28 protein-coding genes are annotated in these 25,601 nt (G+C 71.2%); 9 read left to right on the top strand and 19 right to left on the bottom strand.

Annotated features, from left to right (window positions below; all coding sequences use genetic code 11):
• Positions 1-113: 113 nt before the first annotated feature.
• The 3 genes from ACFWBW_RS00215 to ACFWBW_RS00205 all read right to left on the bottom strand — a co-directional run bounded on the left by ACFWBW_RS00215 (position 114) and on the right by ACFWBW_RS00205 (position 1,276).
• Positions 114-407 (bottom strand): hypothetical protein, encoded by a 294-nt coding sequence (locus ACFWBW_RS00215; protein ID WP_385367082.1) that lies wholly within the window; start codon positions 405-407, stop codon positions 114-116.
• 296 nt (positions 408-703) lie between these two features.
• A complete protein-coding gene (locus tag ACFWBW_RS00210) occupies positions 704-880 on the bottom strand; it encodes a hypothetical protein (protein WP_385367080.1) in 177 nt (58 codons plus the stop codon).
• Positions 881-997: 117 nt separating this feature from the next.
• A complete protein-coding gene (locus ACFWBW_RS00205) occupies positions 998-1,276 on the bottom strand; it encodes a hypothetical protein (protein ID WP_385367078.1) in 279 nt (92 codons plus the stop codon).
• 124 nt (positions 1,277-1,400) lie between these two features.
• Here ACFWBW_RS00205 and ACFWBW_RS00200 point away from each other — a divergent pair, with 124 nt between their 5' ends.
• On the top strand, positions 1,401-2,426 hold the full coding sequence (locus ACFWBW_RS00200) for a LuxR C-terminal-related transcriptional regulator (RefSeq protein ID WP_385367076.1): 1,026 nt from the start codon (positions 1,401-1,403) through the stop codon (positions 2,424-2,426).
• A 191-nt stretch (positions 2,427-2,617) separates the two neighbouring features.
• Here the strand turns inward: ACFWBW_RS00200 and ACFWBW_RS00195 are convergent, their stop codons facing one another.
• The 4 genes from ACFWBW_RS00195 to ACFWBW_RS00180 are packed head-to-tail and all read right to left on the bottom strand — an operon-like array spanning position 2,618 to position 5,153.
• On the bottom strand, positions 2,618-3,577 hold the full coding sequence (locus ACFWBW_RS00195) for a helix-turn-helix domain-containing protein (RefSeq protein WP_385367074.1): 960 nt from the start codon (positions 3,575-3,577) through the stop codon (positions 2,618-2,620).
• Between the two features lie 24 nt (positions 3,578-3,601).
• Positions 3,602-4,069 (bottom strand): SseB family protein, encoded by a 468-nt coding sequence (locus ACFWBW_RS00190; RefSeq protein ID WP_243330916.1) that lies wholly within the window; start codon positions 4,067-4,069, stop codon positions 3,602-3,604.
• Between the two features lie 48 nt (positions 4,070-4,117).
• Positions 4,118-4,321 carry a DUF397 domain-containing protein gene (locus tag ACFWBW_RS00185; RefSeq protein ID WP_385367072.1) on the bottom strand — a complete coding sequence of 68 codons (204 nt, stop codon included), beginning with the start codon at positions 4,319-4,321 and terminating at the stop codon, positions 4,118-4,120.
• Entirely contained in the window at positions 4,302-5,153 is an 852-nt protein-coding gene (locus ACFWBW_RS00180) for a helix-turn-helix transcriptional regulator (protein WP_385367070.1), read from the bottom strand. Before ACFWBW_RS00180 ends, ACFWBW_RS00185 begins: the two co-directional genes overlap by 20 nt.
• Positions 5,154-5,271: 118 nt before the next feature.
• Between ACFWBW_RS00180 and ACFWBW_RS00175 the strand changes: the two genes are divergently transcribed.
• The 5 genes from ACFWBW_RS00175 (at position 5,272) to ACFWBW_RS00155 (ending at position 10,092) form a co-directional block, all read left to right on the top strand.
• Entirely contained in the window at positions 5,272-5,481 is a 210-nt protein-coding gene (locus ACFWBW_RS00175; RefSeq protein ID WP_385367068.1) for a hypothetical protein, read from the top strand.
• Positions 5,478-5,885, top strand: a complete 408-nt coding sequence (locus ACFWBW_RS00170) for an ATP-binding protein (protein ID WP_385367066.1) — start codon at positions 5,478-5,480, stop codon at positions 5,883-5,885. Before ACFWBW_RS00175 ends, ACFWBW_RS00170 begins: the two co-directional genes overlap by 4 nt.
• Before the next feature lie 67 nt (positions 5,886-5,952).
• A complete protein-coding gene (locus tag ACFWBW_RS00165) occupies positions 5,953-7,779 on the top strand; it encodes an acyl-CoA dehydrogenase (protein WP_385367453.1) in 1,827 nt (608 codons plus the stop codon).
• Positions 7,780-7,953: 174 nt separating this feature from the next.
• Positions 7,954-8,697, top strand: a complete 744-nt coding sequence (locus ACFWBW_RS00160; RefSeq protein WP_385367064.1) for a hypothetical protein — start codon at positions 7,954-7,956, stop codon at positions 8,695-8,697.
• 99 nt (positions 8,698-8,796) lie between these two features.
• Positions 8,797-10,092 carry a M18 family aminopeptidase gene (locus ACFWBW_RS00155; RefSeq protein ID WP_385367062.1) on the top strand — a complete coding sequence of 432 codons (1,296 nt, stop codon included), beginning with the start codon at positions 8,797-8,799 and terminating at the stop codon, positions 10,090-10,092.
• Positions 10,093-10,102: 10 nt separating this feature from the next.
• Here ACFWBW_RS00155 and ACFWBW_RS00150 read toward each other — a convergent pair whose 3' ends face one another.
• From ACFWBW_RS00150 to ACFWBW_RS00135, 4 genes are all read right to left on the bottom strand, one after another.
• Positions 10,103-12,004, bottom strand: coding sequence for an NHL domain-containing thioredoxin family protein (locus tag ACFWBW_RS00150; protein WP_385367060.1), 1,902 nt, complete (start codon positions 12,002-12,004; stop codon positions 10,103-10,105).
• Positions 12,005-12,101: 97 nt separating this feature from the next.
• A complete protein-coding gene (locus ACFWBW_RS00145; RefSeq protein WP_385367058.1) occupies positions 12,102-12,986 on the bottom strand; it encodes a hypothetical protein in 885 nt (294 codons plus the stop codon).
• Complete coding sequence (locus tag ACFWBW_RS00140; protein WP_385367056.1) at positions 12,983-13,504, bottom strand: SigE family RNA polymerase sigma factor; 522 nt, start codon at positions 13,502-13,504, stop codon at positions 12,983-12,985. Before ACFWBW_RS00140 ends, ACFWBW_RS00145 begins: the two co-directional genes overlap by 4 nt.
• A gap of 288 nt (positions 13,505-13,792) precedes the next feature.
• Positions 13,793-14,596, bottom strand: a complete 804-nt coding sequence (locus tag ACFWBW_RS00135) for a hypothetical protein (protein WP_385367054.1) — start codon at positions 14,594-14,596, stop codon at positions 13,793-13,795.
• A 32-nt stretch (positions 14,597-14,628) separates the two neighbouring features.
• Here ACFWBW_RS00135 and ACFWBW_RS00130 point away from each other — a divergent pair, with 32 nt between their 5' ends.
• Complete coding sequence (locus tag ACFWBW_RS00130) at positions 14,629-15,132, top strand: LURP-one-related/scramblase family protein (RefSeq protein ID WP_385367053.1); 504 nt, start codon at positions 14,629-14,631, stop codon at positions 15,130-15,132.
• A gap of 292 nt (positions 15,133-15,424) precedes the next feature.
• Here the strand turns inward: ACFWBW_RS00130 and ACFWBW_RS00125 are convergent, their stop codons facing one another.
• Positions 15,425-16,204, bottom strand: coding sequence for a carbon-nitrogen family hydrolase (locus tag ACFWBW_RS00125; RefSeq protein ID WP_385367051.1), 780 nt, complete (start codon positions 16,202-16,204; stop codon positions 15,425-15,427).
• Positions 16,205-16,376: 172 nt separating this feature from the next.
• Between ACFWBW_RS00125 and ACFWBW_RS00120 the strand changes: the two genes are divergently transcribed.
• Positions 16,377-17,207, top strand: coding sequence for a maleylpyruvate isomerase family mycothiol-dependent enzyme (locus ACFWBW_RS00120; RefSeq protein ID WP_385367049.1), 831 nt, complete (start codon positions 16,377-16,379; stop codon positions 17,205-17,207).
• A gap of 25 nt (positions 17,208-17,232) precedes the next feature.
• Positions 17,233-18,222 carry a helix-turn-helix domain-containing protein gene (locus ACFWBW_RS00115; protein WP_385367047.1) on the top strand — a complete coding sequence of 330 codons (990 nt, stop codon included), beginning with the start codon at positions 17,233-17,235 and terminating at the stop codon, positions 18,220-18,222.
• Positions 18,223-18,518: 296 nt separating this feature from the next.
• Here ACFWBW_RS00115 and ACFWBW_RS00110 read toward each other — a convergent pair whose 3' ends face one another.
• From ACFWBW_RS00110 to ACFWBW_RS00080, 7 genes are all read right to left on the bottom strand, one after another.
• Positions 18,519-19,946: a nitrate/nitrite transporter gene (locus tag ACFWBW_RS00110; protein WP_385367045.1), complete on the bottom strand. Its 1,428-nt coding sequence runs from the start codon at positions 19,944-19,946 to the stop codon at positions 18,519-18,521.
• On the bottom strand, positions 19,943-20,611 hold the full coding sequence (locus ACFWBW_RS00105; RefSeq protein WP_385367043.1) for a GntR family transcriptional regulator: 669 nt from the start codon (positions 20,609-20,611) through the stop codon (positions 19,943-19,945). The genes ACFWBW_RS00110 and ACFWBW_RS00105 overlap by 4 nt, the downstream gene beginning before the upstream one ends.
• Before the next feature lie 127 nt (positions 20,612-20,738).
• A complete protein-coding gene (locus ACFWBW_RS00100; protein WP_385367041.1) occupies positions 20,739-21,065 on the bottom strand; it encodes a hypothetical protein in 327 nt (108 codons plus the stop codon).
• A gap of 32 nt (positions 21,066-21,097) precedes the next feature.
• Entirely contained in the window at positions 21,098-23,014 is a 1,917-nt protein-coding gene (locus ACFWBW_RS00095; protein WP_385367039.1) for a C1 family peptidase, read from the bottom strand.
• Positions 23,015-23,206: 192 nt separating this feature from the next.
• Positions 23,207-23,614: a HEAT repeat domain-containing protein gene (locus ACFWBW_RS00090; protein ID WP_385367452.1), complete on the bottom strand. Its 408-nt coding sequence runs from the start codon at positions 23,612-23,614 to the stop codon at positions 23,207-23,209.
• A gap of 225 nt (positions 23,615-23,839) precedes the next feature.
• The gene (locus ACFWBW_RS00085; protein WP_385367037.1) at positions 23,840-24,715 is read right to left on the bottom strand and encodes a hypothetical protein; all 876 of its coding nucleotides are present in this window, start codon (positions 24,713-24,715) and stop codon (positions 23,840-23,842) included.
• A gap of 206 nt (positions 24,716-24,921) precedes the next feature.
• Positions 24,922-25,407, bottom strand: a complete 486-nt coding sequence (locus ACFWBW_RS00080) for a GNAT family N-acetyltransferase (protein ID WP_385367035.1) — start codon at positions 25,405-25,407, stop codon at positions 24,922-24,924.
• Positions 25,408-25,601 lie beyond the last annotated feature (194 nt).

Raw genomic sequence — 25,601 nt, 5'->3', positions numbered from 1 at the left:
GGCCGGGGGCGCAAGGACGACGGAGATGTCGCCTCTTGCGCCCCGGCCGGAGGCGAGTAGCGGCTCAGTTCTTATGAAGAATCACGTAGCCGAAGCACGCCGGGATTTCTGATTCAGCCGCAGGACGGCGAGGACATCGTGATGAGGAAGTCCGAGTCGACCAGGTCGAAGAGGAGCTCACACGCCCGGTCGAAGCGCTCGGCGTCGACGAGCATGAGCGACTCCATGGACTCCTTCTCGATGACGATGCCGGCGTCGGCAAGCGTCTTGCGGGGCTTGTCCTTCAGAGCCGCGGCGAACGACTCGTCGGAACCGAGGCGCGCCACGAGAGCCTCCAGGGTCTGCGCCGCCTTCTCGGCCTCGGCGACCTGCTGAGCGGTGAACGTGGTTACGGCGGTCTGCGTCATTCCATTGCTCCTATTGACATGATTGAACAACCGGATATCGGCCGGGAAGCCCCGAGTTCAAAACCGCGGCCGCCCCTTTCGATGTTTCGATCCTTGCCGACCGAGAAGGGCCGGACCAGAGATCCGGCCTGGCACAATCTGCTTGTGACCGGTTCATGCCTGGGATTACGGGACCGGAACGCAGAAAACGGCCCGCCGCCGGCGGGCCGTTCGCACTGTCGCTCCTGCTGTCGCTTCTGCTGTCGCTTCTGCTGTCGCTTCTGCTGTCGCTTCTGGTGGCGCCTCTGCCGGCGCCTCTACTGCCAGCCGACGTCGTTGAAAGTCGTCGGGGTGGGCGTGGGCGCGGTGACCGAGGCGACCGCCGGCTGATCGGTCGACGGGGAGACGCCTTGGCCGATCCCGAGGAACACCATGGCGCCCAGAGCCGCTGCGGCAAGAAGTCGAAGACCGAAACGCACGACAAGTACCCCCATGAGGAAAGCTCCGTGTTGACAGACCCCATGCTTTCCGTGCGCATCGGCAAATCCAGAGGCACGCGGTGGCATAAACGATCCATGACACAACCGTGTCGGCCGGCTGTTCGGCCGACGTCACGCCACGGGAAGGAGATCGCACTCCGCGAGTGCCCACGTGTCCAGCGCCGGCTCGTTACTCACGGCCCGCCGGAAGAGCTCACGGCCGTACTGCCGCGCTGCGCGCGAGTCGGGGCCGATGAGGAAAAGCACCACCTTTGCCCCGCCCCGTGATGGGTGAATCCGGGCGTGCTCCAGCCACCCCCGGGCCTCGTCGGCCCGCTGCAATGCCCGCATCAGCACCTCCGGCTCCTTGAGCGACTGATGCGCGGCGCACGTGGCCACCACGTGAACCATGTACATAGAGAACCCCTAGGCGTAAATACCGCATTTCGGGTGACTTGGACTTGCCCAGCGGGGCTCCCCGACCGACAATCGATGGCCTATACACTTTGGCCGACACACTCTCTGGGGGGGATTGATGTTGAAGAATGTCCACCTGGACAAAGCAGTCGAACCGGTATACCTACTGCTGCTGCGCCGCCCCGGGATCACCATTGCGGATATTTCCGCAGCCCTGGACATCACGGACTCCGAGGTGAAGAACTGCCTCGACGTTCTTGCCGACCTGGCCCTCATACGGCGGTCGTGGCAGGACCCCGACACCCTCATGCCGATGAACCCCGAGAAGGTGTTCCAAGCCGTCCTGTCCCAGAAGCAGGCGGAGCTGGCGAAGCAGCAGCACGAGATGGAAGAGCTCCGGGCGGTAGCGGCGCGCCTGGCCAACGAGTACGCGGTCGAGTACTCGTACGGCCGGGGGGAGGCGTTCGAGCGGCTGGCCAGCGTCGAAGCGGTCCGGGAGCGGATGGACGAGCTGGTCGCGGCCACGACCACGGAGACCCTGGCGTTCGCCCCCGGTGGTCCGCAGACCGCGGAGAACCGGGCGGCCAGTCGACCCCTGGCACAGTCCCTCCTCTCGCGCTCGGTGGTCATGAAGACCATTTACCTTGACAGTGTTCGAAACGACCCGGGAAGCCTGGAACACGCCCTTTGGCTGGCCGAAAACGGCGCCGAAACGCGCACGGTTCCCGTACTGCCTCTCCGGCTCCAGATCTTCGACCGGCGCTCGGCTCTCATTCCGATCAATCACGAGGACAGTTCCCAGGGCGCGATCTTCGTTGAGGAACCGGGCATAGTCGCCGCCCTGTACGCCTTCTTCCGACAGGTGTGGGAGGCGGCCGCGCCCATCGCCCAGCCGAAGCGGACCCGGGACGTCAGCGCCGTCTCCCCGCAGGAAAGAGAACTTCTCCGCCTTCTCGCCGACGGACTCACCGACGAAGCCGCGGCCCGCAAATTGGGCATCTCCCTCCGAACTGAGCGGCGCATGATCACCGAGGTTTCCGCGCGCCTGGAAGCGCACAGCCGATTCCAACTGGGCCAGCGGGCTGCGGAAAACGGGCTGCTTTCGCCGGACTCAGGTTTCAACTCCCAGTCTGGCACGGCATAGAGAGCAGTTTCGCTGGGTGTCATGACAAGAATGTGACACTGGCGCGAACGTGGCAGGCACCCCGTCAAGGCGCTTTGAGGGAGAGGAAGGGAGCGGGGAGCCCCCCCGTACTACCCGGCTCCCCGCTGCTTCCACTCTCGGCCCTCGGCACCTGACCCCGCGATCCTTTCGGGCACCGCCGAAACCTGCGCTCAGCCGCCGCTGTGGAGGAGGTCCACGCCCAGGGCCGTCGCGGAGTGCAGGACCGCCTTGCCGTCCCGCGCCGTGGTGATCAGGCCCGCAGCGCGCAGGGTGCGGGTGTGCTCCGAGACCGACGGAAGGCTGATGTCGAGGTCGCGGGCCAGCTCGGAGGTGGTCCGCTGCTCGATCAGCAGCTGGAGCACGGCCGCCCTGGTCCGCCCCAGCAGCGCGTCCAGCGCGCCGTCCGCCCGGTCCGGGGAGACCAGGGGCAGGGGGGTCAGCGCCGGGTAGAGGAGTACGTACGTCCCGTCCGGGTGGTCGTCGAGCAGCGGGCGGCCCGTCCAGAACGGCGAGGGCATCAGGACGAGCCCGCGCCCGCCGAGCCGGACCTCGTAGTCCGGCGGCCGGCCCACCTCGAAGACCAGGCCGGACCAGTCGGCCGCCGGGTGGGTGCTCGCCAGGCAGGCCTTGATCCCGTGCGCGGCCAGCAGCCGGGTCCGCCAGGCCACGTCCGCTTGGAATGACTGCCGGATGCGCGGCCAGTGCGGGGCGATGAGCACGTCGTACGCGGACCGGATCGCGGAGTCGAGCTGGTCCCAGGCCTCCCGGTCCTGCCCCCACAGGGCGCGCAGCCAGGACGGGGACCCGGGCGCACGGGTCGCCGCGCGGGCCAGCCCCTCCGGCGTGAGGAAGGGGACCCGGTCCCGGATGACGGTGAGGCCCTCCTCCAGGCTCCGGGCGTACGGCTCCACGAAGTGGGGGTTGTCGCCGTCGGGGCGGAGGAGATCGAACAGCGGCCGCACCCGCCCCGGCAGCTCCCGCGCGGCGAGGCTCCGCCAACGGCCGAAAACCGCCTGCTGGTCCGTACGCTGCGCGGCGACCAGCGCGAGGGCCAGCTCCACCAGGGGCAGCGGCTCGCTCGCGAAGGTGACGTTGAGCAGGTCCTCGGCCTCGAAGTGCACGCGCAGCATGTGAGCCCCCCGGGCCTCGTGTGCCTAGCCGTACATGCGGCGCATGGCGAAGTCGACCATCTGTTCGACCGCCTTCGCGTCGAAGACCATCCGGTGGTCGCCCTCCATGTCGAGGACGAAGCCGTAGCCGGTGGGCAGCAGGTCGATCACCTCGGCACCGGTGATCACGAAGTACTTGGACTCCTTGCCGGCGTACCGGCGCAGCTCCTTGAGCGTGGTGAACATCGGGATGACCGGCTGCTGCGTGTTGTGCAGCGCGAGGAATCCCGGGGTGTCGCCGCGCGGGCAGTAGACCTTCGAGGAGGCGAAGATCTGCTGGAAGTCCTCGGCGGACAGCGACCCGGTCGTGAAGGCGCGAACCGCGTCCGCGAGGGAGGGCGGCGAGGGCTCCGGGTACAGCGGCTGCTGAGGCTGCTGCTGCGCGTAGCCCTGCTGGGGCTGGGCGTAGCCGCCCTGCTGCCCCGCGCTCACGTTCTGGTCGTAGCCGTACATGGCCCGAAGCCTACCGAGGCGGTGGCCCGCCGGGACGACGAGTTCCGGTCAGTGGGACTTCAGCCCCGCGACGAACCCCGTCCATGCGGTGGCCCCGATCATGAGGATGGGGCCGCCCTGCACTTTGGAGTCCCGGACGGGGACGAGGCCGGGGAGCCCGTCAGCGACCTCGACGCAGTTACCGCCGTCGCCGTTGCTGTAGCTGCTCTTGCGCCAGTTGGCCGTACGCAAGTCAGCGTTGGTGCTTGCCATTTCGGTAGTCCTCAGCCGCATCCTCGATCATCGCGAGGGACGCCTCCGGCGGCAGTGCGGCGGCCCTGAGCCGATCGTATGCCTTGCGGTAGTGCTTCACGAGGGCCGGATCGTCGACCGTCTGGCCGTGGTACGGCCCCTCCGTGTACATCAGCGGCGGCTCGTCATCGAATTCCATGAACATGAGCGACAGCTCCATGAAGGGCCGGGTCGGCGCGTTCCACAGAAGGATCTGTGGAACGATGCGCCTTCGCCTTGCCAGGGCAGCGATCTGGTCCAGTTGCTCGGCCATCTCGGCTGGCGGGAGAAGCGGATTCCGCACCAGCGACTCGTGCAGGACAGCCCAGTACTCCGGCCTCTTCGGTTCATCGAAGAGCTTGGCCCGTCGCAAGCGCATGCTGATCTTCGCGTCCACTTCCTCAGGGAGGTCCAACGGATGGGTGGCGTGAATGACCGCGCGAGCGTACGCCTCGGTCTGGAGCAGCCCCGGAATGAGCGCGTTGCACCACTCCTCAATCGTCTGCGCCCGCAGCTCGGCTTCCGCTACCGGTGCGAAATACCCCGCGTGCGCACCCTGCTTCGCGTTACGGACGTCCTCGCAGCCGCGCGCGAAGAAGCCGTCCGTCCGCAGCACCTGATCAACATGCTGCGCCAGATCCACCGGCATGCGCCGCTGACCGCGCTCGATCTCGCTCAGGTAGCTGACCCCGTAGAAGCTGCCCTCGACGGCCTGTTGAAGCGTGAGCCCCGCCGCCTCGCGGCGCCAGCGCAACTCCTTGCCGTAGAACGCCGGCACGCTCGCCGAGCCGTCAATGTCCTTGCTCGTACCCACCGTCAGAGCCTGCTTTCCACACTTCGCGCTGTGGACTGGAAACCCTTCCCACGCTACGCCCGGCCACGCCAGCCTGTGAGCAGTTCGTCACTCCCCGCTGCGAAAGGCCGGCTCCGCCATGAGCGACCACCCCCACGACCACGAGGCGACCCAGGCCCTGGACAACCTCCGCTCCGCACTCGCCGGACACGGAATCGTCCTCCCCTCCCTCGACCTCCACCTCCTCTCCTACGCCGGGCGCTACACGAGCCCACCCCTCATCGCCCTCGGCAACTGCAACGCCGCCACCGCGCAGCGCCTGGCCGAAGCCCTGGCGGGCACCCCATGAACAGCGACCTCACGCTCCACCTCATCGCCACCCCCGGTGCCGTCCCGCTGGCCCGCCACGCAGTGCGGGAACACCTCGGGAGCCACGACGCCGAGCTCTGCGTCAGCGAGCTGCTGACCAACGCCCTCGCCCACCTGGGCCACGGCACGGCCGTCACGCTGCGGGTCACCGGAAGGGCAGCCCGTACGCGGGTCGAGCTCACCGACCCCGACCCGCGCGCATGGCCCGTACCGCGGGAGGCGGCGACAGACGAGGAATCCGGCCGGGGCCTAGCCCTGCTCGACGCGCTCGCGCTGCAATGGGGCGTCATCCGGGGACCCGGGAGCAAGACCGTCTGGTGCGAGCTCGAACTTGACCCTGGTCACAGTCACCACGGAAGGGTTGCCCTTATTACCGGCGGGTAGCATCATTACGTTACCGATTGGTATGCACGAGGAACCACTCTCACCGAGCCTTAACGGAGCCGTCGCCATGGGGCACTACAAGTCGAATCTCCGCGACATCGAGTTCAACCTCTTCGAGGTACTCGGCCGCGACAACGTGTACGGCACTGGCCCGTTCGGTGAGATGGACACCGAGACCGCCAAGACGATCCTCAGCGAGATCGCCAAGCTCTCCGAGAACGAGCTGGCCGCCTCCTTCGAGGACGCCGACCGCAACCCGCCGGTCTTCGACCCGGCCACGAACACCGCGCCCGTCCCGGCGTCCTTCAAGAAGAGCTACAAGGCCTTCATGGACTCCGAGTACTGGCGCCTGGGCCTGCCCGAGGAGATCGGCGGCACCACCTCGCCCCGCTCCCTGATCTGGGCCTTCGCCGAGACGATCCTGGGTGCGAACCCGGCCGTGTGGATGTACTCCTCCGGCCCGGCGTTCGCCGGCGTCCTCTTCGAAGAGGGCAACGAGGTCCAGAAGAAGATCGCCGCGCTCGCGGTCGAGAAGCGCTGGGGCTCCACCATGGTCCTCACCGAGCCGGACGCCGGCTCGGACGTCGGCGCCGGCCGCACCAAGGCCGTCCAGCAGGACGACGGCTCCTGGCACATCGAGGGCGTCAAGCGCTTCATCACCTCGGGCGAGCACGACATGGAGGAGAACATCCTCCACTACGTCCTCGCGCGCCCCGAGGGCCACGGCCCGGGCACCAAGGGCCTGTCCCTCTTCCTGGTCCCGAAGTTCCACTTCGACTGGGAGACCGGCGAGCTGGGCGAGCGCAACGGCGTCTACGCGACGAACGTCGAGCACAAGATGGGCCTCAAGGCCTCCAACACGTGCGAGATGACCTTCGGCGACCAGCACCCCGCCAAGGGCTGGCTGATCGGTGACAAGCACGACGGCATCCGCCAGATGTTCATGATCATCGAGTTCGCCCGGATGATGGTCGGCACGAAGGCCATCGCGACCCTGTCGACCGGCTACCTGAACGCGCTGGAGTACGCCAAGGAGCGCGTGCAGGGTCCGGACCTGGCCGAGTTCATGGACAAGGCCGCCCCCAAGGTCACCATCACGCACCACCCCGACGTGCGCCGCTCGCTCATGACGCAGAAGGCGTACGCCGAGGGCATGCGCGCCCTGGTGCTGTACACCGCCTCGATCCAGGACGAGATCCAGGTCAAGCAGGCCGCCGGCGAGGACGCCGCGTCCCTGGTCGGGCTGAACGACCTGCTCCTGCCGATCGTGAAGGGCTACGGCTCCGAGAAGTCCTACGAGCAGCTCGCGCAGTCGCTCCAGACCTTCGGCGGCTCGGGCTACCTGCAGGAATACCCGATCGAGCAGTACATCCGCGACGCCAAGATCGACACCCTCTACGAGGGCACCACGGCCATCCAGGGCCAGGACTTCTTCTTCCGGAAGATCGTCCGCGACCAGGGTGCTTCCCTCAACGTCCTCTCCGAGACGATGAAGAAGTTCCTGGCCGAGGGCCCCGGCGGCGAGGACCTCGCCCCGGCCCGCGACGCGCTCGCCAAGGCGGCCGTCGACCTGGAGGCCATCGTCGGCCAGATGATCGTGGACCTCACCGCCACCGGCGAGGACGTCAAGAACATCTACAAGGTCGGCCAGAACACCACCCGCCTGCTGATGGCCTCCGGTGACGTGGTCGTCGGCTACCTGCTCCTCAAGGGCGCGGCCGTCGCCGCCGAGAAGCTGGCAGGCGCCTCCGCCAAGGACGTGCCGTTCTACACCGGCAAGATCGCGGCGGCGAAGTTCTTCGCCTCCCAGATCCTGCCCGGCGTCTCGGTGGCCCGCGCGCTCGCCGAGTCCGTCGACAACACCCTGATGGAGCTCGACGAGGCCGCCTTCTAGGCCCGGTCCCCCTCCTCCCCAGCTGTACGCGGTGTACGTACGCGCAGTCGGCCGGGTCCTCCGCACGGGGGCCCGGCCGTCGGCGTGCGCGCGGGGGGCCTCTGCCAGGGCCCCGTACCGCCTGTGGGCTGGGGGGTTCCCGGGATGTCGGTGGTTCGTGGGACGCTCGTGGGTATGAGTCCACAGGAGCAGCAGCGCGGCAGCAGGGGGTACTCGGTCCCGACCGGGCGGCCCTATGCCCTCAAAGAGCTGCAGTCCGCCGTGGGCAGCCTCGGAGACCACCTCAAGGAGCTCTACGAGGGCGCCCACCCCACCGAGTACGAATCGGTGGCCGACGCCCTCTACACCGCCTTCCAGACCGCCGCCGGGCTCGCGCCCGCCAAGAGCTACACCGGCTGCCCGGAACACCCCAACGGCGCGCTGGACCCCGAGGCGCCCGACGGCTGGGGGCGCTGCCTGATCTGCAACGACCGGCGCCGCCTCGGACTGCGCGCGCAGGGCGTCCGCGCCGCGTCCGCCGCCACCCCGCCCGCCGGCGAGCAGCGCCGGCTCGGCTATCCCGTGCCCGAGCCCCCGTACACGCTCCAGGCGCTCCAGACCCGCCTGCGCACGGTCGAGGAGCGGCGCTTCCACCTGAGCCTGTCCTCGCCCCCCGACGACTTCGTCGCCATGGCCGACGACCTGCACCGGGCCTTCATCGTGGCCCGCGAGCTGTCCCGGCCGCGCAACGCCTCCGGGTGCTCCGAGCATCCCGGCGCACCCATCGACCCCGACGCCCCTCCCGGTGAGGCCTGTATCTTCTGCGCCGGACGCAAGAGGCGCGCGCAGCGCTCCGCGCAGACCCCGGAAATGCTCCCGCGCATCCGCCGGGGCGAGCGCAGACAACTGCAGCGCCGCTTCGACCGTCCGCCGGGCTGACAAGCACCGGGGGCCCGGGACACACACCCCGCCGCCCTTACTCCGGCTATCCGCCGCAGTCCGGCCATGACGAACACGACCGTCGTTAAGGTGAACTACATGAGCTCTCCCGCCGCCCGCTTCGACCGCGGCCACACCGACGACCTGATGACCTTCCTGGCGGCGAGTCCGTCGCAGTACCACGCCGTGGCCAACGCGGCCGAGCGGCTGGAGAAGGCCGGATTCAGGCAGTTGGCCGAGACCGACGCTTGGGACGCGAGCACGGGAGGCAAGTTCGTACTCCGCGGGGGCGCGATCATCGCCTGGTACGTGCCCGAAGGCGCCGCCGCGCACACCCCGTTCAGGATCATCGGCGCGCACACCGACTCCCCCAACCTCCGGGTCAAGCCGCTGCCCGACACCGGCGCCCAGGGCTGGCGGCAGATCGCCGTGGAGATCTACGGCGGCACCCTGCTGAACACCTGGCTCGACCGCGACCTGGGCCTGGCCGGACGCCTGACCCTGCTCGACGGCACCGAACGGCTCGTCAACATCGACCGTGCGCTGATGCGCGTACCCCAACTCGCCGTGCACCTGGACCGGTCGGTGAACACCGACGGGCTCAAGCTGGACAAGCAGCGGCACATGCAGCCGATCTGGGGCCTCGGCGACGTCCACGAAGGCGACCTGATCGCCTTCCTGGAAGACGAGGAAGGCCTGGAGCGCGGCTCCGTGGCCGGCTGGGACCTGATGGTCCATTCGATCGAGCCCCCGGCCTACCTGGGCCGCGACCGCGAGCTCCTCGCGGGCCCGCGCATGGACAACCTGCTCTCGGTCCACGCGGGCGTCGCGGCGCTCGTGGCGGCCTCCACGGCCGGCACGCTCGACCACATCCCCGTCCTGGCCGCCTTCGACCACGAGGAGAACGGCTCGCAGTCGGACACCGGCGCGGACGGCCCCCTGCTGGGCAACGTGCTGGAACGTTCAGTCTTCTCGCGCGGCGGCTCCTACGAGGACCGCGCGCGGGCCTTCGCCGGCGCCATCTGCCTCTCCTCGGACACCGGCCACGCCGTGCACCCCAACTACGCGGAGCGGCACGACCCCACGCACCACCCGCGCGCCAACGGCGGCCCGATCCTGAAGGTCAACGTCAACCAGCGCTACGCGACCGACGGCAGCGGCCGCGCCGTGTTCGTGAGCGCCTGCGAGCGCGCCGGCGTCCCGTGGCAGACCTTCGTCTCCAACAACTCGATGCCGTGCGGCACGACGATCGGCCCGATCACCGCCGCCCGCCACGGCATCCAGACGGTCGACATCGGCGTGGCCATCCTGTCGATGCACAGCGCCCGCGAACTGTGCGGCGCGGACGACCCGTACCTCCTGGCCAACGTGATGCTGGCGTTCCTGGCGAACTGAGCCCGCGTCATCACGCCGTCGTGACCGTGGCCGCCGGGGGGTCTCCCCCCGCGGGGCAAGTGGGTTGAGGCGGAGCTTCGTCGTCCATCCCCGCCAGGACCAGCGGCAGGCGGGTCGCGCCGCCGGAGGTGATGTTGACCGGGACCCCCCAGTCCTGCTGGTGGACGTGGCAGGCCGGGTACTCGTTCTCGGGGTCGTCGTCGCAGGAGGCGGCCATCGCGGAGACGTGCAGGACGCCCCCGGTCAGCTCCGGGTTCAGCGCGAGCTCCCGGAACAGGTCGGTCCCGGCCCCCTCCCCCGCGGTCAGCAGCTCGGGCGGCGTCGAGGAGACCAGCAGCCGGGTCGAAGGCCCGTAACGGGTGTCGAGCTTCTGGCCGGACGGCGCCTGGAAGACGATGTCGAGCCGGAGCGTGCCGGGGGCCACGTCGGTGGCGGCCCGCTGCGTGCGGTGGGCGACCGCGTCCACCCGTACGGCCTCCTCGGGAAGCCGCAGCCGGGTCAGCCGGTGCCGGGCGGACTCCACGACCACGATGTCGTCCCCGACGAGCACGGCGTCGCTGGGCTCGCGCAGATCGGTGGCGAGGGTGGTGACCTGCCCGTTCGCCGGGTCGTAGCGCCGCAGGGCGTGGTTGTACGTGTCGCACACCGCGACCGAGCCGTCGGGCAGCGCGGTGACGCCGAGCGGGTGCTGCAGCAGCGCCTGGGCGGCGTCGCCGTCCCGGTGCCCGAAGTCGAAGAGCCCGCTGCCGACGGCGGTGCGGATCTCATAGCCGCCCTCGCCCACCTCGACGTACCGGAGCGCACTGGTCTCGGAGTCGGCGATCCACAGCCGGTCCTCCGTGGCCGCGAGCCCGGACGGCTGCGCGAACCAGGCCTCGGCGGCCGGCCCGTCGTGCAGCCCCTCGTTGGTCGTCCCCGCGGCGACGGCCACGGTGCCGCTCTCCGGGTCCCAGGTCCACAGCTGGTGGACGCCCGCCATGGCGATCCACACCCGGCCCTGCCACCAGGCCACGTCCCACGGCGAGGACAGGTCGACTTCGAGGGCCGGCCCCGAGGTCGGCGACCCCTGCCACCACTGCCGCCCGGTCCCGGCGACGGTTTCCACGGCCCCGGTCACGGGGTCGAAGCGCCGCAGCGCGTGATTGACGGTGTCGGCGACCACCACGGACCCGTCGGGCAGCAGCGCCAGCCCCTGGGGCTCGCTGAAGGCCTCCGGCCCGAACCCGCGCTCGCCCCCGCCGACGCGCCGTACGACGCTCTCCCCGTCGGGGGCCAGCTCCACCAGCTGGTGCCGGGTCGTATCGGAGACGAGCAGGTTCCCGGAGGGCAGCACGAGCGCCTTCCCGGGGAACCGCAGGTCGCCCGCCACCGGCTCGGGCGCCACGTACGGCCCGTCCCCGCGCCGCAGCGTCCCCTTGGCCTCGTGCTCGGCCTCCAGCTCCTCCACGAGCTTCGCGATGGCGTGCGCGTGCCCCTCGCCGGCGTGCTGCGCGACGACGTACCCCTCGGGGTCGATCACCACGAGCGTGGGCCAGGCGCGGACGGCGTACTGCTTCCAGGTCGCGAGCTCGGGATCGTCGAGCACGGGGTGGTGCACCCCGTACCGCTCGACGGCGTCGACGACGGCGGAGTGCTCGGCCTCGTGCACGAACTTCGGCGAGTGCACCCCGACGATCACGACGGTGTCGCGGTGCTTCTCCTCCAGCTCGCGCAACTCGTCGAGCACGTGCAGGCAGTTCACGCAGCAAAAAGTCCAGAAATCGAGGATCGTGATCCGTCCTCGCAGGTCGGCGAGGGTCAGACCCTTCCCACCCGTGTTGAGCCAGCCGCCCTTGCCGATCAGCTCGGGGGCACGGACTCGGGCGCGACGGGGTGCGGGCGCGGGGGTGGGCGCCGGGGCAGCATCGTTCATGCTTCAAGCTTGCCATCCGCCTGTGAACGCAGGATCACGCCCGCACGAAGCACCTGCTCAGGGCGTACGCCGGCTCAGTGGCGGCCGGCGGGGCGGCTCATCCGCCGCAGGATCTGGCGATCTTCCCGGTCTCGTCGATTTCGACCGGGAAGGCGGAGGCGCCGCCGAGGTTCACGGTCCATCCGTGGGTGAGGGTTCCGGACGCGGGGTTGTCGGCGAGCCAGAAGGGGGGTGTGGTGAAGGAGCAGGTGCCGGCGTCCGGACCCTGGGCGGATCGAAGGTGCTCGGTCACGAACTGTTTCCCGAGAGTCTCCGGTGCCGCGGAGTCACCGGACTTGGCGGCCGTCACCAGTCCGCCGTAGAAGCCGGACACGGTCGGGTCACCGCCCTTGCCGTCTCCGGAGCTCGTCGCGCAGGTCAGCTCGACCACCTTCCCCGTGGTCGCGTCAAAGGTGACGGAAGGGGTCCGGTCGAGCGGTTCGGTCCCCCGGTACAGCAGGACCCGGCCCGGCAGCAGCACGCCGTCGACCGCGGTACCGCAGGTCACGCCGAGCGAGTCGGCGCCCCAGATCCGCCGGTAATTGGGCTCGTTGGAGAACAGTGCCGCCACCTCGGCCGGATCCACCTGTGAGCGGGTGGCCGGGTTCTGGTAGCGCAGGGCGGAGAGGAACAGGGTGTTCATCGCCCGCGCCAGGTCGACCGGGGGCCGTTCGACGGGCACGGAGGGGGTGGGGGGCATGTCCGGGCTCGGCACGGTCGCCGCCGGCGCGGGTGTCGAGGTGCGGTCCCTGCCCTCCTGGACGACGAAGCCGGCCCCCAGGGCCACGATCACCGCGGCCGCCACCGCACCCGTCTGCAGGCGGCGCCGGCGCTGCCGTACCCGCCCGATGAGGCCGTCCACGTCGTAGCCGCGCGGCGGTTCCTGGCCCGCACGGTCGAGCATGGCCGCGGCCAGCTCCTCCTCCAGGTCGAAGTCCTTCATGACGCCCCTTCCGAACCTGCGCGCAGTGCCTGTGTACCGACGGTCGACCGGAGCTTCGACAGGCCCCGGGCCACCTGGGACCGGACCGAGCCGGCCGAGATGTTCATCAAGCGGCCGATCTCCGCGTCGTCGAGGTCTTCGAAGTACCGCAGCACCAGTACGGTGCGCATGCCGACCGGCAGGGACTGCAGTTCGCGCATCAACTCGTCGCGGACCACGAGCCCTTTGTACGGATCGACGTGCCCGCCCCCGATGCCGTCGTCCAGGGGGACTTCCGCACGCCCGCGCAGCTTGCGCCAGCGGTCGTTCGCGAGGTTCACCAGGATCCGGCGCGCATAGGCCTCCGGCGCGTCGGCGGAGCGGACCTTGCGCCAGTGCCGGCACACCTGCTCCAGCGTGGACTGCACCAGGTCGTCGGCCACGTGCCGCTCGCCGGTGATCAGCAGAGCGGTCCTGAACAATGCCGAGGACCGTGCCTGCACGAAGGCCGTGAAGGCGGGAACGTCAGCGGTTCGCATGGCCACCCGGCCCGTGCCTCTTGGGCATCTGCACCCCTCCCGAAGCCCCCTTGGCTCCCCCGGCCTACCTGACGGAGCCCGCTCCCCGACTGCTGCACGCGGCCTCCGACCGTGACCCAAGCGTTATCTCCCGCGCTCCCTCCGGCGCCGCGTGCACGGCTCTGACCAGGTACGCAGCGCGGCGCAGGATGAGTAGGCGGTCCTGGTCAGCGCCCTGATCAACGCCTCGGCGATCTGGGCCCTGCTCCGCTACGTGGCCCGGCGGGCCGTCGCCGCCAGTGCGCGGGGCTAAGAGGTTCCGAAGCTGTGGAGGGAGCGGACCAGGGCGGTGACGAAGGCGTCCTGGGTCTCGGTGGGGAGGAGGTCCAGGGAGAGGTACGGGTTGAGGTCCTCCAGTTCGACCAGGAGGAGCTCGCCCGAGGGGGCGCGGCAGGCGTCCACGCGCTGGATGCCGTGGGTGAGGGTGTTCCAGTCGATGAAGGTGCGCGCGAAGGACAGGTCCGCCGGGGTGGGCTCGTACGGGACCAGCTCCCAGCGGCGGGCCGGGTCGGGGGCGTACAGGGCGTACTGGAAGCTGTCGTCCACGAAGTAGAAGGAGACTTCGTAGGCGAAGTCGATGCGCGGCTGGATCAGGAACTCCCCCGGGGCGCAGTCCGGGTGCGGGGTGAAGGTCAGGCCTATCGAGTCCGCTCCTTGTTTCGGCTTCACCGCGTAGGTGGGGGACGCCGGGAGGAGGGACAGGTGCGCCGGGTCGTCGACCGTCGGGATGACCGGGTGGCCGGACGTGGTCAGGTCCACCAGGTACTGCTTGCCCGCCATGTCGCCGCGGCCCGTCAGGGGGTTGTAGACGCGGGTGCCGGCGGCGAGGGCGGCCGCGCGGAAGGAGTCGTAGGCCTGCTGGTGGTGGAGGACCGGGCCACTGTTGCGGACGACGACCGTGTCGAAGGACGGGAGGAGGGCCTCCGCGTCCAGGGGGTGGCAGAGGGCCAGCGGGAAGTGCTCGCGCAGGCGTGCGGTGAGGAAGACGTCCTCGTCGCCGTAGCGGCGCCCGCGCGCCGGGTACGCCAGGTCGGTCACGTAGAGAAGTGGCATGACCGGAACCTATCGCGGGCAGCGATGAGGGCGTGAAATACCTGGTACGGGACAAAATGCTGGCCATCGGGGACGACTACTGGATCGAGGACGAGGACGGCCGGCACGCCTTCCTCGTGGACGGGAAGGCCCTGCGGTTCCGGGACACCCTGGAGCTGAAGGACCCCGACGGGCGGATCCTGATCACGCTGCGGGAGAAGCTCTTCGCGTTGCGCGACGCGATGACGCTGGAGCGCGACGAGCGGCGGCTCGCGGTGATCCGGAAGAAGCGGCTCTCCCTGCTGCGCAACCACTACCTGGTCACTCTCAACGAGGGCACCGAGCTCGATGTCAGCGGGCGGATCCTGGACCGGGAGTTCAAGGTCGAGTACGAGGGTGAGCTGCTCGCCCTGATCTCCCGGCAGTGGTACCGGATCCGCGAGACGTACGCCGTGCACGTGGTCCGCGAGGACGCCGACGCCTCGCTGCTGATCGCCGTCGCGGTGTGCGTGATCCGGATGGCGGAGAAGGAGCGGGAGGGCCCGGGCGACGAGTAGCCCCGGTCAGCGTGTACGAAGGCCTCAGATGGGCGTTGTACGCCAGCCAGCCCCCGGCGGTCAGCGCCACCGCGGTCACCATGACGGCGAGTGCGGCGAACGCCCAGGCGAGGGCCGGGCTGCGGCGCGGATCGGCCCAGGCGGCCGGCAGCAGGACGATCGCCGACGGAACCACCGTCTCTCGTCTGCCTTCACGTCCGTCATGGCCCGCACCCCGTCCGTGCTCTCGTCCTCGGCCTCCGAGGGCTCCGGGCGACTAAAGCACGCAGGTGGTGCGGGCCCTCCGACGGGCTCAGAGGCCGAGACGGCGGTCCTTCAGGGCCGGGAACTGCTCGCGGGTTTCGGCGACCTTCTTCGGGTCGAGGTCCACCGTCAGGATCTCCTCCCCCGGGCCCGCCTCCGCGAGGACCTCGCCCCACGGGTCCACGACCAGGCTGTGGCCGGCCTGTTCCACGCCCCCGTTGGTGCCGGCCGTCCCGCACGCGAGGACGTACGACTGGTCCTCGACGGCGCGCGCCCGGTTCAGCAGCGTCCAGTGGCCCCGGCGGCGGGCCGGCCAGCCCGCGGAGACGACCAGCGTCGTCGCCCCGGCGTCGACCAGGCCGCGGAACAGCTCCGGGAAGCGCAGGTCGTAGCAGGTGGCCAGTCCCAGGGTCTGCTCCGGCAGGGCGACGGTGGTCAGGGACTCGCCCGCGGACATCAGGACGGCCTCGCCCTGGTCGAAGCCGAAGCGGTGAATCTTGCGGTACGTGGCGGCGAGCTCGCCCGTCGGGGAGAGGACGAGTGCGGTGTTGTAGAGCGAGCCGTCGCCCGCGCGCTCCACGAAGGAGCCGGCGTGCAGCCAGACCCCGGCGTCGCGGGCCGCCGCGGCCATGGCCCCGTAGGTCGGTCCGTCCAGCGGCTCGGCCTCTGTCTCGAACTGCTCGTAGGCGAAGGCGCCCACGGTCCACAGCTCGGGCAGGACCACGAGGTCCGAGCCGGACTGCTCGCGCACGAGGTCGGCGGCCCGGGAGCGGCGGGAAACCACCGACTCCCCCTCATTCACCGCGATTTGGATCAGGGAAGCGCGCACAGTACCACCGTCCTGGCTTTCAAGCCGTCAACTCGGGCCTACGATCGTCACACGAAAGCACTGCCGGGGTGCTCACCGGCAGCGTAGTTTTGAAGCCATTGCACAAGCTTCCAGAACCCGCCACATGCGCCAACGCGCCAACAGGCCAATGAACAGCACGCGAGGGGTCCCGTTGACCGTCCATCCGCATCCCAGCCTTCAGCCCTATGCCGACGCGTGGACCCACTCCATCGAGGCGATATCCGAGCTGGTCCTTCCGCTGACGGAAGGCGAGTGGAGCCGGGCGACGCCCTGCCCGAACTGGTCCGTGCGCGATGTCGTGTCCCACGTCATCGGGATCGAGTGCGAGCAGCTGGGCGACCCGCGGCCGATCCACACCCTGCCGCGGGACCTGCGGCACGTGGTCGACGAGTTCTCCCGGTACATGGAGGTGCAGGTCGACGTGCGGCGCCACCACACGGCGCCCGAGATGACCTCCGAGCTGGAGTACACGATCATCCGCCGCTCCCGCCAGCTGCGGAACGAGAAGCGGGAACCGGACACGATGATCCGCGGCCCGCTGGGCGAGCCGGCGACGCTGGAGCACTCGCTGCGGCTGCGCGCGTTCGACGTGTGGATCCACGAGCAGGACCTGCGGGCGGCCCTGGGGGCACCGGGGAACTGGGACTCGCCGGGTGCCTACGTGGCCAGGGACGTACTGCTCTCCGGACTGCCGAAGGTGGTCGCGAAGAAGGCGGGCGCGCCCGCGAACTCGGCCGTCGTCATCGACGTGCACGGGGCGCTGGAGTTCATGCGGACCGTACGGGTCGACGCGGAGGGCCGCGGCACCATCGACAAGGCCCCTTCGCTGGGGCCCGCGGTGACGCTGACCCTGGACTGGGAGACGTACGTACGCCTCGCGGCCGGCCGGGTGCGTCCGCACACCGTGGCCGACCGGGTGAAGGTGGAGGGTGACCCGGCGCTGGCCGAGGCCATCCTGGCCAACTTCTCCGTCACTCCTTAGGTTCGGAGAACCCTTGGTGTGGTCGATGATGTCGTCCGCCGCCGTGCCGGCGGCGGACCGGTTCGATTGGTTCGCCGACGTGGTGGCGCAGGAGTTGGTGTCCACGGCGATCAAGAGTGAGCACGCCCGGGACTTCCGGGCGGAGGCCGCCGTGCTGGACCTGGGCTCCGTCCAGGTGAAGCAGCTCGGCTACGCCCCGCTGCACTCCCGGCGCACGGCGGCGCACGTGCGCAGCAGCGATCCCGAGCAGTACCAGCTGGGGCTGGTGACCAGTGGGACCACGTGGGTCGCGCAGAACCGGCACGACTCGGGGCCCTTCTCGGGGGACCTGGTGCTGTGGGACACCTCCCGCCCGTTCGAGTCGGGCGTCCTCGGCACCCAGCCGCTCCACGTCGTGATCCTCTCGCTGCCCCGCACGCTGCTCCCCCTGCGGTCGGACCGGGTGGAGCGGCTGCTCGCCGAGCGGATCCCCGCCGACCGGGGGATGGGGGCGATCCTCGCGCAGTACATGCGCTCCCTGGCCGCGCACGGGGAGGAGTGTGCGCCCGCCGAGCTGGAGCAGTTGGGCTCCGTCGCCCTCGACCTGGCCGGAGCCTGCCTCGCGGGGCAGATCGGAGCCGAGGACGAGCTGTCCGAGGAGAGCCGGACCCGGGCGCTGCTGGCACGGATCGACACCTTCATCGGGCACAACCTCGGCGATCCCGAGCTGAGCCCCTCCGTGGTCGCCGCCCGGCACAGCATGTCGCTGCGCCGGCTCCAGCTGCTCTTCCGGGAGCGCGGGGAGAGCGTCGCGGCCACGATCCGCCGGCGCCGGCTGCAGCACTGCCGCGAGGACCTCGCCGATCCCGGGCAGCTCGCCGTCCCCGTCCACACCGTCGCGCTGCGCTGGGGATTCACCAACGCCTCGGTGTTCAGCCGCCTGTTCCGCGATACGTACGGGGCCAGCCCGAGCGAGTTCCGCCGCGTGGCGGCGGAGGAGACCTCGGCGGGCACCGGGGGCGGCGGCACGGCCTAGCTGCCCAGGTCCCTGACTGCCCGGCTGGCTGTGCCCGGCTGGCTGACTGCCCGGCTGCCCGGCTGGCTGACTGCCCGGCTGCCGTCAAACCTGCTGCGCGGATTGTCAACGGTCCCTGCGCGCAGTGCACACGCGACCGCGCGGAGCCCTCATAGGCTCGGCACGCGTTGGCCGGAACCCGACTCCGTGGAGCAGGCGGTCGGACGGGTGGGAAAGGACGGGGGTCTGTCCCACTCCGAGCCGTCCCGTCCTCCTCGGTTCGGGGGCCGACGCGCATGCCGGGCCGGTACCGGATGTCAGCGGACCGGCCGCGGGTCGGCAGGGGTGCCGACGGGGGTGCCGGCCCCGGCGGCGGCCACGGCGGTGGCGGCCTGAACCGGGGCCGGCAGGACGGCCGCCCCGGACTGCGGGGGCACGCCCGTCCCTACCCGTTCGTGTTCACGTTCACGTTCGCGTTCGCGTTCGCGGGCCAGGGCGCGGCCGCGCAGGCGCAGGATCTGGGCGATGCCCAGGAGTTCCAGGGCGAACACCGAAGAGAACGCGATGCGGTAGTTGTCCCCGGTGGCGTCGAGCAGCAGGCCCACCACCAGCAGGGTCGTCATCGAGGCGATGAAACCGCCCATGTTGGTGATTCCGGAGGCCGTGCCCTGACGGTCCGCCGGGTTGGCGGGGCGGGCGAAGTCGAAGCCGATCATCGACGCCGGCCCGCACGTGCCCAGCACCAGGCAGAGCGCGATCAGCAGCCACATCGGCGCGTGGTCCCCCGGGTAGGCCAGGACCGAGCCCCAGAGGAGGGCGGTCAGGGCGACCGTGCCCAGGGCGAGCGGGATCCGGGAGGACTGCCTCCGGCCGACGACCTGGCCGTAGACCAGGCCGAGCGCCATGTTCGAGGCGACGACCAGCGTGAGCAGCCCGCCCGCGGTGGTCCGGGACAGCCCCTGGGCCTCGACGAGGAAGGGCATCCCCCACAACAGCAGGAACACCATCGCCGGGAACTGCGTCGTGAAGTGCACCCACAGCCCGAGCTTGGTGCCCGGCTCGCGCCAGGAGTCTGCGATCTGGCGCCGTACGAAGCCACCCGCGCCGGACGCCGGCGAGGGCGCGGGCTCGTGCCCCTCCGGGTGGTCGCGCAGGAACAGCACGAGCGGGACCAGGACCACCAGCCCCGCCACCGCGCTGCCCGCGAACGCGGGCACCCAGCCGACCCCGTGCAGCACGGGAGCCAGCACCAGCGTGGAGATCAGGTTGCCGGCCATCCCGACCAGGCCGGCCAGCTGCGCCATCAGCGGGCCCCTGCGGGCCGGGAACCAGCGGGTGCCGAGCCGCAGTACGGAGATGAAGGTCATGGCGTCCCCGCAGCCCAGCAGGGCGCGGGCCGCCAGGGCCATCCCGTAGGAGGGGGAGAGCGCGAAGCCGATCTGGCCCGCGGTGAAGAGCACGGCGCCCAGCGTGAGCACCTTCTTGGTGCCGAGCCGGTCCACCATCAGGCCGACGGGTATCTGCATGCCCGCGTAGACGAGGAGCTGGAGCAGGGAGAACGTGGACAGCGCGGAGGCGTTCACGTGGAAGCGGTCGGCGGCCTCCAGCCCGGCCACGCCGAGGCTGGTGCGGAAGATGACCGCCACGAAGTAGACGGCGACGCCGATCGACCAGACGAGCACCGCCTTGCGGCCGCCCGGCGGGTCCTTGAACACAGCAGGGGCGGCGACGGACGGGGAGCTCATCGGGTGGTCCCCCGCACCAGTTCTCCGACCCGGCTCACGTGGGCCCGTACCGCCGCGGCGGCCGTGTCGGCGTCTCCCGCGCGCAGGGCGTCGAGGATCTCCCGGTGCTCGGCCAGCGTCCGCTCCACCCGCTCGGGGTGCGCGTGCAGCAGGGCCACGCCCATGCGGAGCTGGCGGTCGCGCAGTTGGTCGTAGAGGCGGCAGAGGATCTGGTTGCCGGCGTTGCGCACGATCTCCGCGTGGAAGGCCCGGTCGGCGGCCATCATCGCCGCGAGCTCGCCCGCGTCGCCGAGGCGGCGCTGCTCCTCGACCAGTTCCGCGAGCCGTTCCAGCAGTCCGGCCGGGGCGGGCACGGCCTGGCGGACGGTGAACTCCTCCACCAGCAGCCGGGTTTCGATGACATCGGCGATCTCTTGGGCGGAGACCGCGAGGACGAGGGCGCCCTTCTTCGGGTACAGCTTCAGCAGCCCCTCGGTCTCCAGCCGCAGCAGCGCTTCGCGGACCGGTGTGCGCGACACCCCGACGGCGACCGCCAGCTCGCCCTCGGTCAGCAGCACCCCGCCCTCGTAGCGGCGGTCGAGCACGGCCTGCTTGACGTGTCGGTAGACGCGTTCGGCAGCGGTCACGGTGGCAGCGGCGGTACCGGCGGTACGAGCGGGTGGCATGCGCACAGCATAGATACAACAGAGGTGCAACCTGGGCGGCGTCCATCATGTGGACCACCACAGAAGTCACCATGTGGACCCTCAGACGGTCACCATGTGACCCCGGGCGGGATCACGATGTGGACCCTCAGCGCACCGTGACGTCCAGCACGAACTCGTCGTACGCGGCTTCGTCCGGATACGGCGGCCGGACCTGCGCGAAGCGGATCCTGGCCCGGCCCGCCACCCGCCCCCGTACGAGGTACAGCCGCTCCACCGTCGCCCCGGGCAGCTCCGGCTCCGGCGCCTGCGCCTGCGCGGCAGCGGCCGGTGGCCCCGGCGGCTCCTCCGCCACCGAGACGGCGTCCGCGTCGCCCGTCACCCGCCAGGTCCAGACGTAGCCGCGCGCACCGCGCCCGGTGAGCCGCAGCTCGTACGCCCCACCGGGCGCGAGCACCACCTCACGCACCTCCACGCGGACTCCTCTCTGTGGCGTCCCGCCACGGCCTACGCCGGGCCGATCACCGCCCCCTCGTGCCAGCCGGCGCCGTCGCGCCAGTAGTGCTGCAGCAGGCGGTCCGTGCGCAGGACGATCACCTCCAGGTTGAACCCGAAGCTGCCCTGGAGCATCCCGGTGACCGCCAGCACGTCGTGGCCGAAGACGGCGGAGCGCTGCCAGGCGGCGCCGCCCGCGTTGCCGCGCCACCAGTGCTCGACGCGGCCGTCCGCGCCCGTCACGCACAGCTCGTAGTTCCCGGCGGTGTCCTCGTCGGCCGCCCCGTACTGCGCCTCGATCAGGCAGGGCGCGGAGGTGATGCCGGACCCGAAGATCTCGCCGGGGCGCCAGACGAACCCGTTCGGGTCGTCGCGCCACCACAGCTGCATCCGGCCGTCGGTGCGGGTGGCGACCAGGTCGAGGTGGCGGGCGCGGGTCTGCACCAGGGCCGGGCCGAAGTGCGCGATGCCGGAGGCGAAGCGGCCGCCGTCGTTCCAGGTCCAGGGGGCGCCGTTGATCCGCCACCAGTGGCCCAGGCGGCCGTCGGCGGTGCGGACGACCACCTCGAAGTTGCCGGGCACCCCGTAGTCGCTCTGGATGAAGGCCGGGGTCGAGCCGATCGCGGCGTCGCCGGGGCCGAAGGCGCCGCCGTCGCGCCAGGCGGCGGCGAAGTGCTCGTAGTACCAGTGGCGGAGCCGGCCCCCGGTGGTGACGTGCAGGGACTCCATGTTCCGGTTGTACGTGGTCCCCGTGAAGGCGGGCTGGCCGGAGGCGTCGGAGGCGAAACTCTGGGCGCGGTTCCAGGAGAAGGGGGCGTCGCCCTCGCGCCACCAGTGGCTCAAGGAGCCCGCTTTCGCTCCGCCGAGGGCCGCCAGCTCGAAGTTGCGGTGGGCGCGGCCGTTCCCGCTCTCGTAGACGTTGCCGGTGTGCAGGCGGCGCTTGGTCCACGGGTCGATGTTGGTGTCCTGCAGCCCGCACTTCGCCCAGTCGTCGATCCGCGCCTCGCCGTACGCGATCCGGCCGTAGCCGCCCACGTGATGGCCGGTGCCCCAGGAGTTCTTGAACAGCCAGCAGCCGGCCGCATCGTCGTAGCCGGTGATCAGGACGCAGTGGCCGCCCGCCAGGCGGTCGCTGGTGCGGTGGTAGACGCCGGAGCCCAGGCCGAAGAAGTCCTCGTACACGTCGAAGCAGGCGGTCAGCGGGCCCACCGTGTCCAGCCAGACCTTCTGCTGTTCCACGTCGCCGAGCCGTACGTGGCCCCCGGTGATGCGGACGGTCCGGCCGGAGCGGTCCCAGCTCGGGGTGTACTCCGCCCGCCAGGCCTCCCGGCGGTCGACGGGGGTACCGGGCGGCGGCGGCGAGTACGGCCAGCAGCCCGGGTCCGCGAGTCCGCCGTTGGCCCGGATCCAGTCGAGGGCGGCCTCCGGGCTGCCCGTCTGCCCGCAGGGGGCCTTCATCCCGTCGTGCACGTCCCCCTCGGACCGCTCGGCCCACACATGGTGTTCGATGCGGGCCATCGACTCCACCAGGCCGGCCGCCCCGAACGCCCAGGAGGCGCTGCACGGCCCCTGGTCCTTCACCTTGGTGAGCCAGGGCCGGCCCCACCGGCTGCGCCAGTCCACGGCGGAGGGGCGGGCGGCGGCGAGGGGGCGGGTTCCGGGGAGCAGGCCGTGCGCCGCCCTGCGCCGGGTGAGGTGCGGATTGCCGCTGACCCGGCCCACGAGGCTCCGCAGGTCCACCGGCGGCGCGGCCCCGGCGGGGGTCAGCTCGACGGCCGCCGCCGTGCTCGCCCCCAGGCCCAGGGCGCGCCGCGGCACGGGATCCCCGTCGGCGAGGTGCTCGCTCACGGACCACCGCGCCCCGCGCGCGGCGAGCAGTGCCCGCAGCTCCCCCGCCGTCTGGACACGCCCCTCCGACTGCTCCGGCATTCCGGCCCCCCAACGCACCGTACGGATCCGAGCCCCGGGAGCGTCTCCCCGGGCGGGGGGCGCGTCAAGGGGGTCCGCCAGGTCGCGCGGCGGCACGGCGGTCGCACGCAGACGCTGCCGCTGGGTGACCGGGGGCCCCCGATCCCTTCGGCCAAGGGGGACGGGTCCGCGCCCACGGGCGAGCCGTTCAAGTCAGCGGCCAGTGCCGCCTGTCCACGCCGAGATCTCCGCGGCACCCCGCCGAACAGGCTCCTCCCGGTCCCGGACGAGATTCCCGCAGACCGCAGCGACGTCCGGCAGACCCTCCGGTCCCTCGCGGGCGTCATGCACCCCGGTCTGCAGCCAGTCGGCCTGGTTGTCGTCGGCCTCGACGACCGCGAGGGCGATGAGCCTCACCGCGGCCGTCGTTCCGATTCGAGCCAGGGCCTCCGCCGTCTGTCGGGTCACCGCGGTGTTCTCGCCATCCAGGAGGAGCCCCACCAGCGCTTCCGCAGCTTCGGGAACATCGGCGAAGGAAGCGAGGTCACGCCCGGCGCGAGCACGCTGCGTCCACGAAGGAGACGACGCCTCAGCCAAGGCCGACTCCAACCCACCCGTCATCTCTGGCACGACCAGACAGTCTCATGCCCCGCGAGGAAGACAGCACGGCGGGAGGGCCGGGGGTGCCCTGACCTCTTCGGTCGGCGAAACGGGGCTGCGCGCGATCTTCCGTTTCCGGCCTGCCGCGGCAGGGCTGCTGCCTGCCGCTGCCCGGCCGCGACCGCCCCGGCGGGGCGCTGCCGCTGCTGGGCGGGCAGCGCCCGGGCCGGGGGTGCGGCGGCTTCGCTACTGGACGGGGAGCGGGACCGGGAGGGGCGGGGCCGGGACCGGGAGGGGCGGCAGACCCGGGAGGCCGAGGCCGGTGAGCAGGGCGACCAGGGCTGCGACCAGGTCGGTCACCACGTCCGTGGCCTTGGCCTTGGCGTCGGTGGAACAGCCGCACGGGCCGGCGGCCTTGGTGAGGCCGTCGACGGAGCCCTTGAGCTTGTCGATGGCACCCGTGGCCAGGTCGAGCGGGCCGGCGGCGGCGGGCTTCGCCTTGTGGGCGGCGACGGGCAGCGCCACGGGCAGCGCAGGGGCCGCCACCGGGAGCTTCGGGGCCTCGACGGGGAGCGCGGGGGCCGCCACGGGCAGCTTCGGCGCCTCCACCGGCAGCTTCGGCGCCTCCACCGGGAGCTTCGGGGCCTCGACCGGCAGCTTCGGCGCCTCCACCGGCAGCTTCGGCGCCTCCACCGGCAGCTTCGGGGCCTCGACCGGGAGCTTCGGCGGGTCCACCGGGAGGGCCGGTGCGTCCACCGGCGGGACCGGTACCGGCAGGGCCGGGGCGGGCAGGCTCTTCTTCAGGTCCTCGATCGCGGCGGCGATCTTCTCCTTGAAGGCGGCCAGGTCCGCCTCCGGGATCTTGCCGTCGGGGGACGCAAGGACGGCCGCCAGCAGATCGGTGATGGGTTTGAGCAGCCCGCCGACCCCGCCCAGCGACTTCACCTGCGCGAGCAGGGCCTCCGTACCGGGGATGGCCTTCCCGGCCGGCGCGGCCGCCGTGAACGCGGCGGCGGCCTGCGGCTTCGCGGAGGACTCCGCCGCCGACGCCAGACCGGGGGACGCGGTCAGGAGGGTCAGGCAGAGGGCGGCGGGGACGGTGTAACGCGTGATGCGGTGCAACGAATCTCTCCTGTCGAGGAGCCCCAACATGGGACGTGCCGGGGCGTGACGTGGGACGCGACATGGGACGTGTCCCAGCCCACTCACCGACACCCCGTCAGCCCCCGCAACCCGAGCCCCCGCACCACCCGCTCGGACACGCCGCGCAACCGGCCTACGTACGCCCTTGACCTGGGTCTACGCCGTCACCCTCGGGCGATGCCCCGTCAGGCGGGTCCCTCCCAGCGGATCTCGCCGTCCTCGACCCGGTCCGTGGCGGCGAGCCCGACCCGCGCGGCGACGGCCGCGGACGCGGTGTGACCGGGGTGGACGTGCGCGATGACGCTGCGCACCCCTGCCTGGGTCCCGAGCCACTCGACCATCGCCCGGGCCGCCTCGACGGCGATCCCGCGCCCCTGCCAGGGCGTACCGACCACCCAGGCGATCTCGGCGACCTCCCCCGACACGGTTGCCTGGACCGTGCCGGTCAGGCAGTCCTCGGCGTCGAGCCGGACCACCCAGTTGCACCAGATGACGGCGGGGTCCGGCGAACCGGCGACCAGTCGTTCGTACCGCGTGCGCAGCTCCGCCGCGGTGAGCGGAGCCCCGCCGATGAAGCCGTGCAGCTCCGGGTCGCCCAGTACCGCGGCCATCTCCTCCGCGTGCGCGACTTCCAGGGGCAGCAGGGTCAGCCGCCCGGTCCGGATGCTCATCCGGCCTGCGCCGCGAAGGCGGTCCGCGCGGTGGCGGTGTAACCGGACTTCACGAAGTGGAACGGTGTCACGTCTGGAATCCCTTGCCGATGCTGTCGATCAGATCCATGGCGGCGCCCTGTTCGCCGCTCTCCACCCACACAGTAGAACCGACGATGCACGGATGCCCACCTGCCCGGAACGGCAGTACCCGG

The organism is Streptomyces sp. NPDC059957 (genome assembly GCF_042730015.1).
Lineage (GTDB): Bacteria > Actinomycetota > Actinomycetes > Streptomycetales > Streptomycetaceae > Streptomyces.
The sequence above is the reverse complement of the archived record's forward strand: the minus strand, read 5'-3'. Positions and strand labels throughout refer to the sequence as shown.

Excerpts from the sequence above, each read along its gene's own strand:
- ACFWBW_RS00210 (WP_385367080.1), bottom strand. The coding sequence starts at position 880 with ATGGGGGTACTTGTCGTGCGTTTCGGTCTTCGACTTCTTGCCGCAGCG.
- ACFWBW_RS00110 (WP_385367045.1), bottom strand. The coding sequence starts at position 19,946 with ATGAGCTCCCCGTCCGTCGCCGCCCCTGCTGTGTTCAAGGACCCGCCG.
- ACFWBW_RS00080 (WP_385367035.1), bottom strand. The coding sequence starts at position 25,407 with ATGAGCATCCGGACCGGGCGGCTGACCCTGCTGCCCCTGGAAGTCGCG.
- ACFWBW_RS00155 (WP_385367062.1), top strand. The coding sequence starts at position 8,797 with ATGAGCTCTCCCGCCGCCCGCTTCGACCGCGGCCACACCGACGACCTG.
- ACFWBW_RS00150 (WP_385367060.1), bottom strand. The coding sequence starts at position 12,004 with ATGAACGATGCTGCCCCGGCGCCCACCCCCGCGCCCGCACCCCGTCGC.
- ACFWBW_RS00215 (WP_385367082.1), bottom strand. The coding sequence starts at position 407 with ATGACGCAGACCGCCGTAACCACGTTCACCGCTCAGCAGGTCGCCGAG.
- ACFWBW_RS00165 (WP_385367453.1), top strand. The coding sequence starts at position 5,953 with ATGGGGCACTACAAGTCGAATCTCCGCGACATCGAGTTCAACCTCTTC.
- ACFWBW_RS00205 (WP_385367078.1), bottom strand. The coding sequence starts at position 1,276 with ATGGTTCACGTGGTGGCCACGTGCGCCGCGCATCAGTCGCTCAAGGAG.
- ACFWBW_RS00190 (WP_243330916.1), bottom strand. The coding sequence starts at position 4,069 with ATGTACGGCTACGACCAGAACGTGAGCGCGGGGCAGCAGGGCGGCTAC.
- ACFWBW_RS00090 (WP_385367452.1), bottom strand. The coding sequence starts at position 23,614 with ATGACGGGTGGGTTGGAGTCGGCCTTGGCTGAGGCGTCGTCTCCTTCG.
- ACFWBW_RS00145 (WP_385367058.1), bottom strand. The coding sequence starts at position 12,986 with ATGAAGGACTTCGACCTGGAGGAGGAGCTGGCCGCGGCCATGCTCGAC.
- ACFWBW_RS00185 (WP_385367072.1), bottom strand. The coding sequence starts at position 4,321 with ATGGCAAGCACCAACGCTGACTTGCGTACGGCCAACTGGCGCAAGAGC.
- ACFWBW_RS00170 (WP_385367066.1), top strand. The coding sequence starts at position 5,478 with ATGAACAGCGACCTCACGCTCCACCTCATCGCCACCCCCGGTGCCGTC.
- ACFWBW_RS00115 (WP_385367047.1), top strand. The coding sequence starts at position 17,233 with ATGATGTCGTCCGCCGCCGTGCCGGCGGCGGACCGGTTCGATTGGTTC.
- ACFWBW_RS00200 (WP_385367076.1), top strand. The coding sequence starts at position 1,401 with ATGTTGAAGAATGTCCACCTGGACAAAGCAGTCGAACCGGTATACCTA.
- ACFWBW_RS00140 (WP_385367056.1), bottom strand. The coding sequence starts at position 13,504 with ATGCGAACCGCTGACGTTCCCGCCTTCACGGCCTTCGTGCAGGCACGG.
- ACFWBW_RS00095 (WP_385367039.1), bottom strand. The coding sequence starts at position 23,014 with ATGCCGGAGCAGTCGGAGGGGCGTGTCCAGACGGCGGGGGAGCTGCGG.
- ACFWBW_RS00105 (WP_385367043.1), bottom strand. The coding sequence starts at position 20,611 with ATGCCACCCGCTCGTACCGCCGGTACCGCCGCTGCCACCGTGACCGCT.
- ACFWBW_RS00195 (WP_385367074.1), bottom strand. The coding sequence starts at position 3,577 with ATGCTGCGCGTGCACTTCGAGGCCGAGGACCTGCTCAACGTCACCTTC.
- ACFWBW_RS00135 (WP_385367054.1), bottom strand. The coding sequence starts at position 14,596 with ATGCCACTTCTCTACGTGACCGACCTGGCGTACCCGGCGCGCGGGCGC.
- ACFWBW_RS00175 (WP_385367068.1), top strand. The coding sequence starts at position 5,272 with ATGAGCGACCACCCCCACGACCACGAGGCGACCCAGGCCCTGGACAAC.
- ACFWBW_RS00160 (WP_385367064.1), top strand. The coding sequence starts at position 7,954 with ATGAGTCCACAGGAGCAGCAGCGCGGCAGCAGGGGGTACTCGGTCCCG.